16 protein-coding genes are annotated in these 14,372 nt (G+C 70.3%); 13 read left to right on the forward strand and 3 right to left on the reverse strand.

Annotated features, from left to right (window positions below):
- Nucleotides 1-49 precede the first annotated feature (49 nt).
- The 8 genes from IPJ78_16145 (at nucleotide 50) to IPJ78_16180 (ending at nucleotide 7,646) form a co-directional block, all read left to right on the forward strand.
- Nucleotides 50-1,099 carry an SH3 domain-containing protein gene (locus IPJ78_16145; GenBank protein MBK7908077.1) on the forward strand — a complete coding sequence of 350 codons (1,050 nt, stop codon included), beginning with the start codon at nucleotides 50-52 and terminating at the stop codon, nucleotides 1,097-1,099.
- Nucleotides 1,096-1,596 (forward strand): hypothetical protein, encoded by a 501-nt coding sequence (locus IPJ78_16150; protein MBK7908078.1) that lies wholly within the window; start codon nucleotides 1,096-1,098, stop codon nucleotides 1,594-1,596. The genes IPJ78_16145 and IPJ78_16150 overlap by 4 nt, the downstream gene beginning before the upstream one ends.
- A 1-nt stretch (nucleotide 1,597) precedes the next feature.
- Complete coding sequence (locus IPJ78_16155) at nucleotides 1,598-2,446, forward strand: L,D-transpeptidase (GenBank protein ID MBK7908079.1); 849 nt, start codon at nucleotides 1,598-1,600, stop codon at nucleotides 2,444-2,446.
- A gap of 258 nt (nucleotides 2,447-2,704) precedes the next feature.
- Nucleotides 2,705-3,511 (forward strand): DUF882 domain-containing protein, encoded by an 807-nt coding sequence (locus IPJ78_16160; protein ID MBK7908080.1) that lies wholly within the window; start codon nucleotides 2,705-2,707, stop codon nucleotides 3,509-3,511.
- Complete coding sequence (locus IPJ78_16165; protein ID MBK7908081.1) at nucleotides 3,508-3,885, forward strand: hypothetical protein; 378 nt, start codon at nucleotides 3,508-3,510, stop codon at nucleotides 3,883-3,885. The genes IPJ78_16160 and IPJ78_16165 overlap by 4 nt, the downstream gene beginning before the upstream one ends.
- Nucleotides 3,886-3,924: 39 nt before the next feature.
- Complete coding sequence (guaB, locus tag IPJ78_16170) at nucleotides 3,925-5,394, forward strand: IMP dehydrogenase (GenBank protein MBK7908082.1); 1,470 nt, start codon at nucleotides 3,925-3,927, stop codon at nucleotides 5,392-5,394.
- A gap of 2 nt (nucleotides 5,395-5,396) precedes the next feature.
- A complete protein-coding gene (locus IPJ78_16175; protein ID MBK7908083.1) occupies nucleotides 5,397-6,425 on the forward strand; it encodes a bifunctional oligoribonuclease/PAP phosphatase NrnA in 1,029 nt (342 codons plus the stop codon).
- A gap of 78 nt (nucleotides 6,426-6,503) precedes the next feature.
- A complete protein-coding gene (locus IPJ78_16180) occupies nucleotides 6,504-7,646 on the forward strand; it encodes an Mrp/NBP35 family ATP-binding protein (protein MBK7908084.1) in 1,143 nt (380 codons plus the stop codon).
- Here the strand turns inward: IPJ78_16180 and IPJ78_16185 are convergent.
- The 3 genes from IPJ78_16185 to IPJ78_16195 all read right to left on the reverse strand — a co-directional run bounded on the left by IPJ78_16185 (nucleotide 7,633) and on the right by IPJ78_16195 (nucleotide 10,074).
- A complete protein-coding gene (locus IPJ78_16185) occupies nucleotides 7,633-8,718 on the reverse strand; it encodes a hypothetical protein (protein ID MBK7908085.1) in 1,086 nt (361 codons plus the stop codon). The genes IPJ78_16180 and IPJ78_16185 overlap by 14 nt on opposite strands.
- A 4-nt stretch (nucleotides 8,719-8,722) precedes the next feature.
- Nucleotides 8,723-9,313 (reverse strand): hypothetical protein, encoded by a 591-nt coding sequence (locus tag IPJ78_16190; protein ID MBK7908086.1) that lies wholly within the window; start codon nucleotides 9,311-9,313, stop codon nucleotides 8,723-8,725.
- 158 nt (nucleotides 9,314-9,471) lie between these two features.
- Nucleotides 9,472-10,074: a sigma-70 family RNA polymerase sigma factor gene (locus IPJ78_16195; protein ID MBK7908087.1), complete on the reverse strand. Its 603-nt coding sequence runs from the start codon at nucleotides 10,072-10,074 to the stop codon at nucleotides 9,472-9,474.
- Nucleotides 10,075-10,127: 53 nt separating this feature from the next.
- Between IPJ78_16195 and IPJ78_16200 the strand changes: the two genes are divergently transcribed.
- From IPJ78_16200 to IPJ78_16220, 5 genes are all read left to right on the forward strand, one after another.
- Nucleotides 10,128-10,883, forward strand: a complete 756-nt coding sequence (locus IPJ78_16200) for a ubiquinone/menaquinone biosynthesis methyltransferase (GenBank protein MBK7908088.1) — start codon at nucleotides 10,128-10,130, stop codon at nucleotides 10,881-10,883.
- Nucleotides 10,880-12,367: a menaquinone biosynthesis decarboxylase gene (locus IPJ78_16205; protein ID MBK7908089.1), complete on the forward strand. Its 1,488-nt coding sequence runs from the start codon at nucleotides 10,880-10,882 to the stop codon at nucleotides 12,365-12,367. The genes IPJ78_16200 and IPJ78_16205 overlap by 4 nt, the downstream gene beginning before the upstream one ends.
- A gap of 83 nt (nucleotides 12,368-12,450) precedes the next feature.
- On the forward strand, nucleotides 12,451-13,284 hold the full coding sequence (locus tag IPJ78_16210) for a UbiA family prenyltransferase (GenBank protein MBK7908090.1): 834 nt from the start codon (nucleotides 12,451-12,453) through the stop codon (nucleotides 13,282-13,284).
- Entirely contained in the window at nucleotides 13,281-13,895 is a 615-nt protein-coding gene (locus IPJ78_16215) for a UbiX family flavin prenyltransferase (protein ID MBK7908091.1), read from the forward strand. The genes IPJ78_16210 and IPJ78_16215 overlap by 4 nt, the downstream gene beginning before the upstream one ends.
- Nucleotides 13,895-14,371 (forward strand): metallophosphoesterase family protein, encoded by a 477-nt coding sequence (locus tag IPJ78_16220; GenBank protein ID MBK7908092.1) that lies wholly within the window; start codon nucleotides 13,895-13,897, stop codon nucleotides 14,369-14,371. The genes IPJ78_16215 and IPJ78_16220 overlap by 1 nt, the downstream gene beginning before the upstream one ends.
- Nucleotide 14,372: the final 1 nt, after the last annotated feature.

Below are 14,372 nucleotides of genomic sequence, written 5' to 3' on the forward strand. Positions count from 1 at the left end.
GAGACGCGCGAGAGCGCAATCTAGCCCCATGCCTCCCCCCCTACCAGCGATGCACCTGCTTCGTTCCTTCACGTCCCTCACCGTCGCGGCCCTCTGCGCCGCGTCCCTCGCCGTGCCGATCGCGGCACAGCAGGGACGCACCACGCGCGACGCCGAGGTGCGGGCGGTGCCCGACGGCAACATCATCGCGACCGTCGAGTCGGGGACCGTGTGGCGGACCGGAACCGCGCGGGGTGGCTTCACCACCGTCACGCTCGAAGGATGGATCGACGCCTCGCGCCTGGGCGCCAAGCGGGATTCGTTCCCCGCGACCGTCGGGGGCAGCGGCACGCTGCGTCTGCGCGCCGACGCGTCGCTCAACGCGCGCATCCTCGGGGTATTGCAGGCCGGCGCGGGGATCCGGATCGTGGAGCGGAAGGGCGATTGGGCGCGGATCCGCCGCGATGGATGGGTCCTCTCCTCCGCGCTCGCGGCGCAGTCCGCGGCCCGCCCGGCACCGGCGGTCGCGACCACGCCAACGCCCGCCGTGCCCGCGCCGCGTCCGGCGGAGACGACGGCCGTCCCCCCGCCGGCCCCGCCGGTGGTCGAGTATCGCGACGGGGCCCTTCGCGCGACGGCGACCGTCCCCCTGAGTCTCGCACCGGGCACGCGCGCCATCGGCATGCTCGACAGCGGCGCCGTCGTCGAGCCCGTCGTGCGCGATCGCGGCTGGGTCCGCGTGCGCATCGAGGCGTGGGTCCCCGAGAACTCCCTCGTCCCGGCGGATTCGAGCTACGCCGCCTCCCTCACCGCCGCCGACCTGCGTCTCGATCCCGAGGGCCTGCGCGGCCGCACCGTGCGCTGGCTCGTGCAGGTCGTCGGGCTCCAGACCGCCGATCCGCTGCGCCGCGCGCTCCAGCCGGACGAGCCGTACCTGCTCGCGATGGGCCCCTCGGGGGAGAATGCGATCCTCTACGTCGCGGTGCCTCCGCACCTGCTCGAGGAGGCGCGACGGCTGACGCCGCTCGCCCAGGTGATGATCACTGCGCGCGTGCGGAACGGCCGATCGCAGCCCACCGGCGCGCCGGTCCTCGATCTCCTCTCGTTCATCAAGCAGTGACGCCGCGCGCCATTCTGATCGCCGCCGCCATCCTCGGTGCGCTCGGCACCGCGGTGCTCTTCGGGCAACGCCGGGCCCTCGCCGTCGAGATCGCGTCCCTCAACGAGGCCAGCGCTGCAGCCGTCGAGGGGGCCGCCGACGCCCGTCTCGCCGCCGAGGTCGATCGCATCCGCCTCGCGCTCGAACAGGCGCGCGCCCGCACCGCCCGCACCGCCGACGCGCACCTCGCCCTCGCCCTCGGCGACGGGCAACTGACCCTCGAGCGCGGCGAGATCGTCCTGCGCTCCGCGCTCGTCAACGCGGATGTCCCGCGCGGGATCCATCGCGTCGAGCAGGTCGCGGACCGCGAGATCGCGCTCTCCGGCGGTATCAGGCTCGTGCCCGAGTCGCCGCGCGATTCCACCCCGGCGCCCGCCGGCACCATCCGGGTCTCCCGGCTCGATTTCGACGCCATCCGTCCCAATCTCAAGGCCGGGTTCGCGGCCTACTTCTTCTAGCATGGATCCGCAGATACCCTCCCTCGCCGTGACCGGCGTCCTTGCGCTCGCTCTCGCGACGAGCGTCGTGCTCCAGTCACGCGACCTGGTGCGGCTCCGCGAGGAACGAGAGGCGGCCCGGCTCGCACTGGCCACGGATTCGAGTGCACTGCTGTATGCGAGGACCATCGCCCGGGGCGTCACCGACTCGCTCGCGACACAGCTCGGCGGTCGCGCCGCCATCGACTCGGCGTCGAACACCCCGTTCATCGTCATCTCGATCGCCGACAATCGCCTCTGGTATCGTCGCGGTGACGAAGTGATGTTCGAGACCCGCGTCGCCACCGGGAGCGGCAAGTTCCTCGAGAAGGCCGGCGCGACCGGAGAGCAGTGGAAGTTCGAGACCCCCCGCGGACGCCTGGTCGTCCAGCGGAAGGACATCGATCCGGCCTGGGTCCCCCCCGACTGGCACTTCGTCGAGGCCGCCCAACGCAAGAACCTCGAGTTGCTGCGTCTCGAACGCGGCATGACCGTCCCCGCGCCGGGTGGCGGGGTCGTGACCATCTCCGGCGCGAACGTCGTCACGCGCTATCCCGATGGCCGCGAGGTCCCGTTCGAGGTGAAGGACGGCCAGGAGATCCGGGTGGGGAACTCACTCATCGTGCCGCCGTTCGGCACCAACCAGCGACGCTACGTCGGGGTCCTCGGGGCGAACCGCCTCTATCTGGGCGACGGGTACGGCATCCACGGAACTGACAATCCCACGAGTATCGGCCGTTCGGTCAGTCATGGGTGCATCCGAGTCCGGAACGAAGATATTGAGACTCTCTTCCGGATCGTTCCTGTGGGCACCCCAGTGTACGTGTACTGACCGTATGGTTTGCCGAAACTGACCGAACGGTCTCCGCTCTGGATCTTACTCCCTCGACCGACACTATCACTTTGGAACTGTGGCTTGGGACCAGCCGCGGTTATGTTGCGTCCTTGACCTCGAACACGCACCCGAGGTTCGACCTTGCACCGAGTCGCCGCAATCCCCCGCTCCCTTCGCGCGTTCGCCCTCGTGGCGACCGTGGTTCTGGGGACGGCCGCAGGTGCCGCCACCGCTCCTGCCGCTGACGATCCAGTGATGTCGGTGGCCGACTCGTTGCGCGGGCGCAGCGGTCGGCTTCGGTTCCGGATCATCCGGCCTGACGTCGCGCCGATCGAGGAGCTGGACGGGCTCGCGCGGGTCTTCGGCTCCGACGCGCTCGCAATCCCGGGGATCCTCTCGGTTCGCGATTCGCTCACGGCCGACACCTTCCACTTCGTGTCCCTCGTCCCATTCGCCGAGAAGCAGGATGGACGCGTGGGGGTGTATCGCGTCGGACGCTGGCCCGCGGAGGTGCGGCGCCCGCGGACGGATGCGTATCGCGTGCCGGCCGGCTTCATCGAGGTGGGCGCCGACGATCAGGCCGTGCATGTCTCGACGCACTTCACGCTGGGCCAGTTCCTCACGAAGGACCAACGTGACGTCTGGCCGAAGATGCTCCTCCTCGACGAGCGACTGATCGACAAGCTCGAACTCCTCGTCTCGGAACTCCGGCTCGCCGGCATCCCGGCGCAGGGCCTCGGGGTCCTCTCGGGTTTCCGGTCGCCACAGTACAACTCGCGCGGGACCGCCGCCGGCAGGGCGCGCGACAGCCGCCATACGTACGGCGATGCGGCCGACGTCTATGTCGACGTGAACGGCGACGGGCGCATGGACGATCTCAACAAGGATCGCAAGGTCGACATGCGCGATGCGATCTTCCTGTCGAAGCTCGTCGAGAAGGTGGAGCAGAAGTATCCGGAACTCGTCGGGGGACTGGGGGTCTATCGTTCCACAGGGGCGCACGGCCCGTTCGTCCACGTCGATGCGCGCGGTGAGCGCGCGCGCTGGGGATTCCCGCAGTGAACGATCTGCTCAAGGAGCGCATCCTTCGCCGTCTCGAGGCGCTCCCGGAGGACAAGGCCTACATGGTGCTCGACTACGTCGAGTTCCTGGAGTCGAAGTACGCGCAGCGGCAGGCGCCCGGTCCGAACGTCTTCCAGCGTTTCGCCGAGGGGATCGAGGACACGCTCCGGGCAGGCAACGTGTCCGCCAGTACCGTCGCCGAGGCGATGGGCTTCATGGGCAAGGCGATGAACGTCCTCAGTGGGGTCGCGGCGGCCGGGAAGTCCGTCGCGGACGACCTCGTGGGCGCCACCAAGTCCGCGGCCGCGCCGGCTGCGCCTGCGGCGCCGGCGCCGAAGCCGCCCGATCCCCCCAAGCCTGCCGGAAGCGCCTGACCCGCTGGAAAAGGGAGTGGTCACCGCGCAAATTGCAGGATGGGACTCCCGACTGATCGCATCCGCACCGACGCCGCGCTGACCTTCGACGACGTTCTGCTCGTCCCGCGGCACTCGCAGGTCCATCCGAAGGACGTGACCACGACGACGCGCTTCACGCGCGGGATCACGCTTCAGGTGCCGTTGGTCTCCGCGGCGATGGACACCGTCACCGAATCCGAGATGGCCATCGCGATGGCGCGCGCCGGCGGCATCGGCGTGCTCCACAAGAACATGTCGATCGATCGGCAGGCGGCCGAGGTCGATCGCGTGAAGCGCTCCGAGAGCGGCATGATCCGCAACCCGATCACGCTCCAGCCATCCGCGACCCTGCGCGAGACGGTCGCGCTCATGGCGCGGTTCCGCATCAGCGGTGTCCCCGTGGTGGACGCGAGCGGCACACTGGTCGGGATCATCACCAACCGCGACCTCCAGTTCGAGCGGCATCTCGACCGCCCGCTCTCCGAGGCGATGACGAAGGACCGCCTCATCACGGCGCCGGCCGGCACCTCGCTCGACGCCGCCGAACAGATCATGGGCAAGCACCGCATCGAGAAGCTTCCCGTCGTCGACGATGCGGGCAAGCTCATCGGCCTCATCACCGTGAAGGACATCCACAAGCGTCGCGCCTACCCGAACGCCGCCAAGGACCACGAGGGGCGCTTGCTCGTCGCGGCCGCGATCGGCGCGAGCGGTGACTTCCTCGCCCGCGCGAAGGCGCTCATCGATGCGGGCGTCGATGCCCTCATCGTCGACACGGCGCACGGGCACTCGCAGGGCGTGCTCGATGCCACCGCGAAGGTCCGCGAGACCTTCCCGCAGGTGCAACTCGTCGCGGGCAACGTGGCGACGACGAGCGCGGCGCGCGCCCTCGCCGACCGCGGGGTCGATGCCATCAAGGTCGGCGTCGGACCGGGCTCCATCTGCACCACGCGCGTCGTCACGGGCATCGGCGTTCCGCAGCTCACGGCCATCATGGATGCGGTCATCGGTGCCGGCGACGTGCCGATCATCGCCGACGGCGGCATCAAGTACTCCGGCGACATCGTCAAGGCGATCGGCGCCGGTGCCTCCACCGTGATGATGGGATCGATGCTCGCCGGGACGGAGGAGAGCCCGGGCGAATCGATCCTCGCCGAGGGCCGTCGCTTCAAGATGATCCGCGGCATGGGATCGCTCTCCGCGATGCAGGATGGCAGCGCCGACCGCTACTTCCAGGACGGCGAGATGGCCTCGAAGAAGTTCGTGCCCGAGGGCATCGAAGGGCGCGTCCCCTACAAGGGTCCCGTCTCCGACGTGCTCTACCAGATGGTCGGCGGCCTGCGTTCGGGCATGGGCTATTCCGGCACCGCCACCCTCGATGCGCTCCGGACCGAGGCCGAGTTCGTCCGCATCACCGCCGCCGGCCTGCGCGAGTCGCACCCGCACGACGTGACCATCACGCGCGAAGCGCCCAACTACTCGGTCTAGCATTGCAGGACATCCTGAACGTCCCGGCCGCCCGCCTCGAGGCCATCACGCGCCTCGCGGCCGAACTCCGGCCGGGAATGACGGTCGCACTCTCGACGCACATCAATGCCGACGGGGATGGCTGCGGTTCGCAGACGGCGCTCGCGCGTCTCCTCGGCCAGATGGGGATCCGCGCCTACATCGTGAACCCGACCCCCTGGCCGGAGCTCTTCCGCTGGCTGCTCGGGGATGACGTCGAGGAACGGAGCGCCGAGGGGGCGGCCGCGCTCAAGGGGATCGATCGCCTCATCGTCCTCGACATCAGCGACCTCAAGCGGCTCGGCGTGCTCGCCGACGCGGTGCGTGCGCTCCCCCAGGACGCCCTCGTCATCGACCATCACCTGCCCGGCGAGGAACCCCCGGGACGGACGATGCTCAGTGACACGGCCGCGTGTGCGACGGCCGAGCTCGTGTTCGACTTCGCGAAGGCGCGCGGTCTGACCATCACGACCCCCATCGCGCGGTCACTCTACACCGCGCTGGTGACGGACACGGGCGGCTTCCGGTTCGGGAACACGTCGCCGCGCTGTCTCTCCGTCGCCGCCGTGCTGCTCACGGCCGGCGTCGACCCGGAGCAGATGTACGCGCGCATCTATGGGAGCGTGCCGCTCGGTCGGCTGCATCTGTTGCGGGACGCCCTCGATAGCCTCCAGGTCGACATGGCGCACGGCATGGCATGGGTGCGGATCCAGGCCGGCGCGCTCGAGCGGCACGGGGTCTCCAGCGAGGACCTCGACGGCGTCTCCGAGTACCCGCGCTCGATCGCCGGCGTCCGACTCGCCCTGCTGTTCCGGGACCTGGGACATGGGAAGGTGAAGGTCTCGTGGCGCAGCGTGGCCGGCGTGAACGTGAACACCGCCGCGAAGGTCTTCGGTGGCGGCGGCCATGCGCGTGCGTCCGGCGCGCTCATCGCCGGGAGCCTGGCCGACGTGGAGACGCGCGTGCTCTCCGAGTGTCGGCGACTCCTTGAATCCGGCGCGTTGGCGGATTGATCGCGCGGGGCGCTGTGCGCGCGTTCGACCGCGACCTATCGTTCAGATGCTGATGTCCATCCCCTGACTCATCCCAGAATGACCGAGACACTCCAGGCCCGCCTCGCCGAGGCGCTGGCCCCGATCGCCAATCCGCGCACGGGCGCGTCGCTCTACCAGACCCAGCAGGTGCGCGACATCGCGGCCACGCGCGACGGCAAGGTGCGCGTGACCCTTCTCCTCGCGGCGCAGGACGACCCGACGCTCGCGCGGCAAGTCCGTCAGGCGCTCGAGAAGGTCGAGGGCGTCACCGATGTCCGCGTCGACGTGAAGGATGCTGCCGAAGCGCCCGTGCCCTCCTCGGCCCCAGCGCCCGCGGCCGCCCCACCGAGTGCCAAGGCGCGCGCCCTGCCGGTCATGAACGAGCCGGCCGCGGCGCCGCGCACGCCGGCCGCGCCGACCCCGGTCACCTATCCGAGGCTCGGACGCATCGTCGCGGTCTCGTCGGGTAAGGGCGGCGTCGGCAAGTCCACCGTGACGACCAACCTCGCCATCGCGCTCGCGAAGGCCGGCTATCGCGTGGGGCTGATGGACGCCGACATCTACGGCCCGAACATCCCGCGCATGATGGGCGTGGACGAAGCCCCGCCGGTGCAGAACGACAAGATCATGCCGCTGCTCGCGCACGGCGTGAAGGTGATCTCGCTCGGCTTCCTCATCGAGCGCGACCAGCCCGCGATCTGGCGCGGCCCGATCGTCATGAAGATCATCACGCAGTTCCTGCGGGACGTCGACTGGAACGACCTCGACCTGCTGCTCGTCGACATGCCGCCCGGCACCGGCGACGCCCAGCTCTCGCTCGTGCAGGCGACGAGCGTCGCTGGCGCGGTGATCGTCACCACGCCGCAGGAGGTCTCGGTGGGTGATGCGCTGCGCGGCGCGATGATGTTCCGCCGTACGGGCGTGCCGGTGCTCGGCGTGGTCGAGAACATGAGCTACTTCGAGTCGCCGGAGACGGGCAAGCCGATGGCGATCTTCGGCACTGGCGGCGGGAAGCGGCTGGCGGATGAGCTGCAAGTGCCGCTGCTCGGCGAGATTCCGCTCTACCCGCCGGTGCTCGAGGGCGCGGATCGCGGCGCGCCCATCGTCGTCTCCGACCCCGAGTCGTCCGCCGCGAAGAAGCTCACCGCCGTCGCGATGGCGGTGGCGAAGCAGCTCGGCGTGCGGACTACTGCGGGGTAGCGCCGGGCCGCGCCGGGATCGGACGCCGGGCGGCCGCCACCCCGGCCACCGGCGTCGGGGTCTGCCACCCCTGCATCGGTGGCTGCGGTCGCTCGGCCGAGGCGCGCCGCCCGCCGCCGGCCCGCGAGAGCAGGGCGGCGCCCAAGCCGGCGCTGACCGCGACCCACGCGATGGCGACCGCGACGATGCGCGCCAACAGTGCGGGCATGCCGGTGCCCTGCAACGCCGCCGCGAGGAGCCACGGTGTCATGAGCATACCGACGCCGATGACGAGCGCCCGGAGCGCCTCGGCCCGCGACGTGCCCTCGTGACGAGCCTTCGTGAGGGCGCGGCCGGCCATCAGGGCGAGCGCGAGCCAGCCGAGCGTGATGATGCCCGCGAGCGCGATGGGAGCGGCGACCAGCACGAACGGGATGAGCAGGATCCCGACCACCGTCACGGCGAGTGCGACGCAGGCGAGGAGCAGGAGCGGCAGGAAGCCGAACTGGCCGAGCACGCCGACGAAGAAGGCACGCCCGAAATCCTCCTCAAGGACGCGCGCGGTGCGCTCGAGGTTCGGCGCGAGCAGCACGAGGACGAGGAGTCCGACGACGACGAGCACCGCCGCCCACCCGCCCGTCACCGCGAGCATCCGCGCGCGCGACATCGGCGCGGTCGCCGTCGCCGCGACGGCGGCGCGCTGCCAGGAATCCATCGATCCGCGGACCTGACCGCCGTCGATGGTCACCGTCCCGCGGTATGCGGTCGCGCTACCGGCCACGGCGCCGCCTTGCCGGACGACGACGTCGCCCCAGAGCGTGTGGACGTCACCGGCGACGACGCCGAGGATCTCCGCGGTGCCGCCGATCACGACGAGGGGACCGCGGACGGTATCGCCTGCAGCGATGGTGACGTCGCCGCGGACATAACGGCCGTTCAGCCGCACGCTGTCCTCGGAGACATGCAGGGCGCCGAGCGCCACGGTCACGCTCTCGGCGGGTACGGCAGCCGTGCTGAGCTGTGCGCCTGCGGAACCGGGCGCGGCCGCGAGCGCGAGGAGCGCCGCGGCGAGGACGACCAGGGAGCGCCGCATCGGGCTAGCTCCGGTTGGCGCGAGCGGTGACGGCGAGGCGGCGGAAGCCCAGCACCGCGCCGGTCGCCGCGACGGCGAGGACGGCGGAGGTGATGGCGAGAGTCGCCAGTCCGCCCGAGGCGAGGGTCGTCGTGGCGTCGGCGCCCAGGGCACCCGCCGCGACCTCCCCCGCGCCCGTCACGAGCGTCTGGCGTGTGCGATCGAGGAAGAGTCCCACCACCCAGCCGGCGAGGTCACCGCGGAACGCGAGCCATGCGGCGCTTCCCGAGATCGTGACGGCCGCGAGTCCGGCCCCAGCGCCGACGAGTACCCGCATCGGCGTGCTCGTCGGGATGAGTCGGCGGGCCGATTCGGTCGCGGCGACGTGCCACGGCTCGACGATCTGCACCTGGGCCATGATGCCATCGGCGAAGCGCAGGTTCGGCGTGAAGTGGGGCAGGGCGTCGACGGCCTCGGCGACGATCCGCAGCTCGTCGTAGCGCGCGCGACAATCGCCGCACTCGGCGAGGTGCGCCCGTAGCGGGGCGACGCCGAATCCGGCGTCGCCGTCGACCAGGAGGTCGATCTCGTTGGGGAGGAGGTGGCGGTGGTTCATGAGAGTCTCCGGAGGGGCGTACGCGGGTGGGGGCCCGGGGGTTTCAGAGCAGCGGACGGAAGGCGGAAGGCGGAAGGCGGAAGGAGGAAGGCGGTCCGAGCCGGTTCGGGCAGTGTTCGGGGACACGGGTCCGGCGTGCCCTCTTCCGCAGCCTCGGCCTACTCCCGCAGGTGTTCGAGCGCGTCCCGCAGTTGGTGCCGCGCGCGATGGATGTAGGTCTTCACGGTCCCGAGTGGCAGGTCGAGCGTCGCCGCGATCTCCTCGTAGCTGCGGCCCTCGACGTGGCGGAGCATGATGCAGTTCCGGTACTCCGGGCGGAGCGACGCGATGGCGCGCTCGATGGCGCTGCCGAGTTCCTTCGCGGTCAGCTCGTCGAGCGCGTTCTCGCCCTGGTCGGCGAGCTCGAACGAGGTCGCTTCGACGTCGGAGGCGCTCGTCGCGTTCGGCGAGCCGTCCATCGAGATCGTGTCGAGATGGCGCCGCCGGAGGTGGTCGATCGCGATGTTGTTCGCGATCTTGAAGAGCCAGCTCGAGAACTTGAACTCGGGCCGGTACTTGTCGATGTGGTTCAGGACCTTGATGAAGGCGTCCTGCGCGAGGTCCTCGGCCGCGGTCGCGTCACGCACCATGCGGAAGATGAGCGAGTAGACCGGCCGCTCGTACCGACGGATGAGCTCGCGATACGCCGCCTCCTTGCCCTTCTGGGCAAGTGCGACGACGTCGGCATCCGGGAGATTGGGCAGGTCGAGGGGGGGCGCCATTCGCTGTCGGGAAACTTGCCCGGGGTCGCGGTGCCGGGCAACTTTCACGTCTTATGCCGCACACGATCGATTCGGAGGCTCTCGAGGCCAAGGCGGCCGCCGAGGGCACCTCGGCGGCCGGAAAGCGCAGCTACGTCCAGCGGATCTTCTCGGAGATCGCCCCGCGCTACGACCTTCTCAACCGCCTGCTCTCGCTCGGCATCGATCGCCGCTGGCGCACGCTCGCCCTCCAACGGCTCGGGTGGGATCGCGCGCCCGAGGGCACGTATCTCGACCTCTGCGCGGGAACGCTCGACGTCGGCGCGGAGTTGAGCCGGAAGCCGGGGTTCGCGGGCCGGATCGTCGGTGCCGACTTCGCCGAGCCGATGCTGCGCGCGGGCGTCGGGAAGGCGCCGGCGGAGATCCTGGCACCGGTGGTCGCGGATGCACTGGCGCTCCCGGTCCGGGATGACACCTTCGACGGGGCGATCGTGGCGTTCGGGATCCGCAACGTGGCGGACCTGGGAGCGGGGCTTCGCGAGGTGCACCGGGCGCTGCGGCCGGGGGCGCGGTTCGTGATCCTCGAGTTCTCGACGCCACGGGTCCCGCTCGTGCGCGCCGGCTACCTGTTCTACTTCCACAACATCCTGCCGGTGATCGGCCGGATCATCAGCGGTCACAAGACCGCCTACACCTACCTGCCGCGCTCCGTGGCGAACTTCCCCGAGACCGAGGTGCTCGCCGCGGCGATGACGGCGGCCGGCTTCCGCGACGTGCGGTGGGAAGCCTTGACCTTCGGGATCGCGGCCGTGCACGTGGGAACCAAGTGACCGATTCACTCGACACCCTGCAGGAGTTCATCGCCGCCATCGAGGGGGCGGGCGAGCTCCGACGCATCAAGGAGCCCGTGAAGGTCGAGCTCGAGATGTGCGAGATCGCGGACCGGGTCATGAAGATGCCCGGCGGCGGCCCCGCACTCCTCTTCGAGAGGCCGGTCCTGCGCGACGGGTCGATCTCGAAGTTCCCCGTCGCGATCAACCTCTTCGGGTCGATGACGCGCATGGCGATGTCGCTCGGCGTCGAGCGGCTCGACGAGCATGGTGATCGCATCACGAAGCTCCTGGACCTCAAGGTGCCCCAGGGCTTCCTCGGGAAGCTGTCACTGCTCCCGCGGTTGCTCGAGGTCTCCAAGTTCCCGCCGCGCACGGTCTCGGCGCCCGCGCCCTGTCAGGAGGTCGTGTGGCAGGGGAACGACATCGACCTCGACCGGATCCCGGTCCTCACGACGTGGCCGGAGGACGGTGGCCCGTTCATCACCATGACGGCGGTGGTGTCGAAGGACCCGAAGCGCGGCATCCGGAACGTCGGGATGTACCGCGTGCAGCAGATGGGCAAGCGGCACGTCGCGATGCATTGGCAGCGCCACAAGACGGGCGCCGAGCACTGGCGGCAGATGGCGGAGAAGGGCGAGCGCATGCCGGTCTGCATCGTCGTCGGGGCGGACCCCGCAAGCATGTACTCGGCGAGCGCCCCCCTCCCACCGAACATCGACGAGTTCATCTTCGCGGGCTTCCTGCGCCGCAAGCCGGTGAAGCTGGTGAAGGCGATCACCTGCGACCTCGAGGTTCCCGCCGAGGCCGAGTTCGTCATCGAGGGGTACATCGACCCGCAGGAGGAGCTCGTGGTCGAGGGGCCTTTCGGCGACCACACCGGCTACTACTCCGAGGCCGACCGCTACCCGCGCGTGCATGTCACGGCGGTGACGATGCGCAAGGATCCGGTCTACTGCGCGACGATCGTCGGCCGTCCGCCGATGGAGGACTTCTACCTCGGGCACGCGACCGAGCGGATCTTCCTCCCGTTGCTCAAGCTCACGACGCCGGAGATCGTGGACTACCACATGCCGGCCGAAGGCGTCTTCCACAACCTCGTGCTGGTCTCGATCCGCAAGGCGTACCCGGGGCACGCGTACAAGGTGATGAACGCGCTCTGGGGCCAGGGGCTGATGTCGCTGGCGAAGGTGATCGTCGTCGTCGACGAGTGGGTGAACGTGCGTAACCCGCAGGAGGCGTGGTGGGTCGCGCTCAACAACATCGACCCCGAGCGCGACACGCGCTTCACGATGGGGCCGATGGACGTGCTCGACCACTCGAGTCGCGCCTTCTCGTACGGTTCGAAGATGGGACTCGACGGGACGCGGAAGTGGCCCGAGGAGGGCTTCACGCGCGACTGGCCGACGGTGATCGAGATGGACGCCGCGACCAAGGCGAAGGTGGATGCGATGTGGCCGACGCTCGGACTGGGACCGACGTGACCGAACCGCGCACCGCGCCGCGCGCGCCGCGCGAGGGGCAGACCTTCGCCGGCGAGGGCGGGTTCGCCCGTTGGGCCAGCTTCGTGAAGTTGCCGCACACGGTCTTCGCGCTGCCCTTCGCGCTCGTCGGCGTCACGCTCGCTTCGCGGATCGCGCCGATCACGCTCGGACGCGTCGGCTGGGTGGTGCTCGCCTTCACCTGTGCGCGCTGGGTGGCGATGGCGGTGAACCGGATCGTCGACCGCGACTTCGACGCGCGCAACCCGCGCACGGCGCAGCGCGAGATCCCGCGCGGGGCGATCGGGGTGCGCGAGGCGTGGGGGACGGTCGCGGTCGCCGCGGCGCTGTTCTTCGTCTCGGCGTGGATGCTGAATCCGCTGTGCCTCTGGCTCTCCCCGGTCGCGCTCGGGTGGGTCTGCTTCTACTCGTTCACCAAGCGCTTCACGCGCTACGCGCACCTCGTGCTCGGCCTCGGTCTCGCGATCGCGCCGGTCGGGGGATACCTCGCGGTCACCGGTGCGTGGAGCGATCCCTGGTGGCTGCTGATCGCGCTCACCGTCGCGGTGATGACGTGGTCGGGTGGGTTCGACATCCTGTACGCGTTGCCGGACGTGGACTTCGACCGGTCGCAGGGGCTGCATTCGATCCCGGCCGCGCTCGGCGTCCCGCGCGCGATCCTCGTGTCGCGTGCGCTGCACCTGGTGACGATCACCGCGCTCTCGGTGACGGTGTGGGCGGTGGGCGCCGGCACACTCGCGTGGGTCGGCGTGGCGGTGGCGGCGGTCCTCCTCGCGTACGAGCACTCGCTCGTTCGCGCGGAGGACCTGAGCAAGCTCGATGCGGCCTTCTTCACCATGAACGGCGTGATCTCGATGGCCTTCTTCGCCTGCGTCCTCGCGGACCGGCTGCTCGCATGACGCGTCCCACCGACCTCACGGCGCCCATCGTCATGGCGATCACCGGCGCGAGCGGTGCGCCGTATGGCATCCGACTGCTGGAGCAGCTGCTGGTCGCTGGGCGGCGGGTCTCGCTCATCGTCTCCTCGCACGGGTTCCGGTTGCTGCGCACCGAGTCGGCGATCGCGGATCTTGCCGAGCTCCGGACCGCGGTCGGCGCCGAGCGGTTCGACCGCCTTGTCACCGTCTTCGATGACGGGGATCGCGGTGCGGCCCCGGCGTCGGGCTCGTCGCTCGCCGGCGGCATGGTCATCTGCCCCTGCTCCATGGGGACGGTGGCGAGCATCGCGGCGGGCACCTCGCGGTCCCTCGTGGAGCGCGCCGCGGATGTCGCGCTCAAGGAGCGGCGGCCGCTGCTCCTGGTCACGCGCGAGACCCCGCTCTCGCTCATCCATCTGGAGAACATGCGGACGGTGACGCTCGCCGGCGCGACGGTCATGCCGGCGGCGCCGGGGTTCTATCACCGGCCGGAGCGCATCGACCAGCTGGTCGATTTCATCGTCGCGCGCGCGCTCGACCACCTCGGCGTCCCGAACACGCTCGCGCCGCGCTGGGGCGAGTCCGAGGACTGATGACGGCGCCGGTCCGGATCGGACTGATCTCCGACACGCACGGGCTCCTCCGGCCCGATGTGCACACGGCGCTCGCCGGCGTCTCCCTCATCCTCCACGCCGGCGACGTCTGCGGCGACACGATCCTCGACGAACTCGCGGTGATCGCGCCGGTCCGTGCGGTCTACGGCAACTGCGATGAGTGGGACGCACGTCTGGTCGATCGCCTCGACCTCGAGGTCGGAGGCGTGCGGATCCACGTGAGCCATGGGCATGAGCTCGGTCGTCCGGGGGCCGCGACCGTCGCCGCGGCGTATGACGCGGACGTCTGCGTCTACGGGCACACGCACCGGCAGCTGATCGAGCGCGTCGGGGAGCGGCTGGTGATCAACCCCGGCGCGGCCGGGCCGCGGCGCTTCGACCTGCTCCCGAGCGTGGCGGTGCTGACGATCGCCGCTGGACGCGCCGATGCGGTGCTGATCGCGCTCGAGCCATGAC

Source organism: Gemmatimonadota bacterium (assembly GCA_016714015.1).
Classification (GTDB): Bacteria; Gemmatimonadota; Gemmatimonadetes; order Gemmatimonadales; family Gemmatimonadaceae; genus Pseudogemmatithrix.

Bases quoted from the DNA above. Each gene is read 5' to 3' on its own strand.
- IPJ78_16145 (MBK7908077.1), top strand. From the start codon at position 50: ATGCACCTGCTTCGTTCCTTCACGTCCCTCACCGTCGCGGCCCTCTGC.
- IPJ78_16155 (MBK7908079.1), top strand. From the start codon at position 1,598: ATGGATCCGCAGATACCCTCCCTCGCCGTGACCGGCGTCCTTGCGCTC.
- IPJ78_16160 (MBK7908080.1), top strand. From the start codon at position 2,705: ATGTCGGTGGCCGACTCGTTGCGCGGGCGCAGCGGTCGGCTTCGGTTC.
- guaB (MBK7908082.1), top strand. From the start codon at position 3,925: ATGGGACTCCCGACTGATCGCATCCGCACCGACGCCGCGCTGACCTTC.
- IPJ78_16180 (MBK7908084.1), top strand. From the start codon at position 6,504: ATGACCGAGACACTCCAGGCCCGCCTCGCCGAGGCGCTGGCCCCGATC.
- IPJ78_16185 (MBK7908085.1), bottom strand. From the start codon at position 8,718: ATGCGGCGCTCCCTGGTCGTCCTCGCCGCGGCGCTCCTCGCGCTCGCG.
- IPJ78_16190 (MBK7908086.1), bottom strand. From the start codon at position 9,313: ATGAACCACCGCCACCTCCTCCCCAACGAGATCGACCTCCTGGTCGAC.
- IPJ78_16195 (MBK7908087.1), bottom strand. From the start codon at position 10,074: ATGGCGCCCCCCCTCGACCTGCCCAATCTCCCGGATGCCGACGTCGTC.
- IPJ78_16200 (MBK7908088.1), top strand. From the start codon at position 10,128: ATGCCGCACACGATCGATTCGGAGGCTCTCGAGGCCAAGGCGGCCGCC.
- IPJ78_16215 (MBK7908091.1), top strand. From the start codon at position 13,281: ATGACGCGTCCCACCGACCTCACGGCGCCCATCGTCATGGCGATCACC.
- IPJ78_16220 (MBK7908092.1), top strand. From the start codon at position 13,895: ATGACGGCGCCGGTCCGGATCGGACTGATCTCCGACACGCACGGGCTC.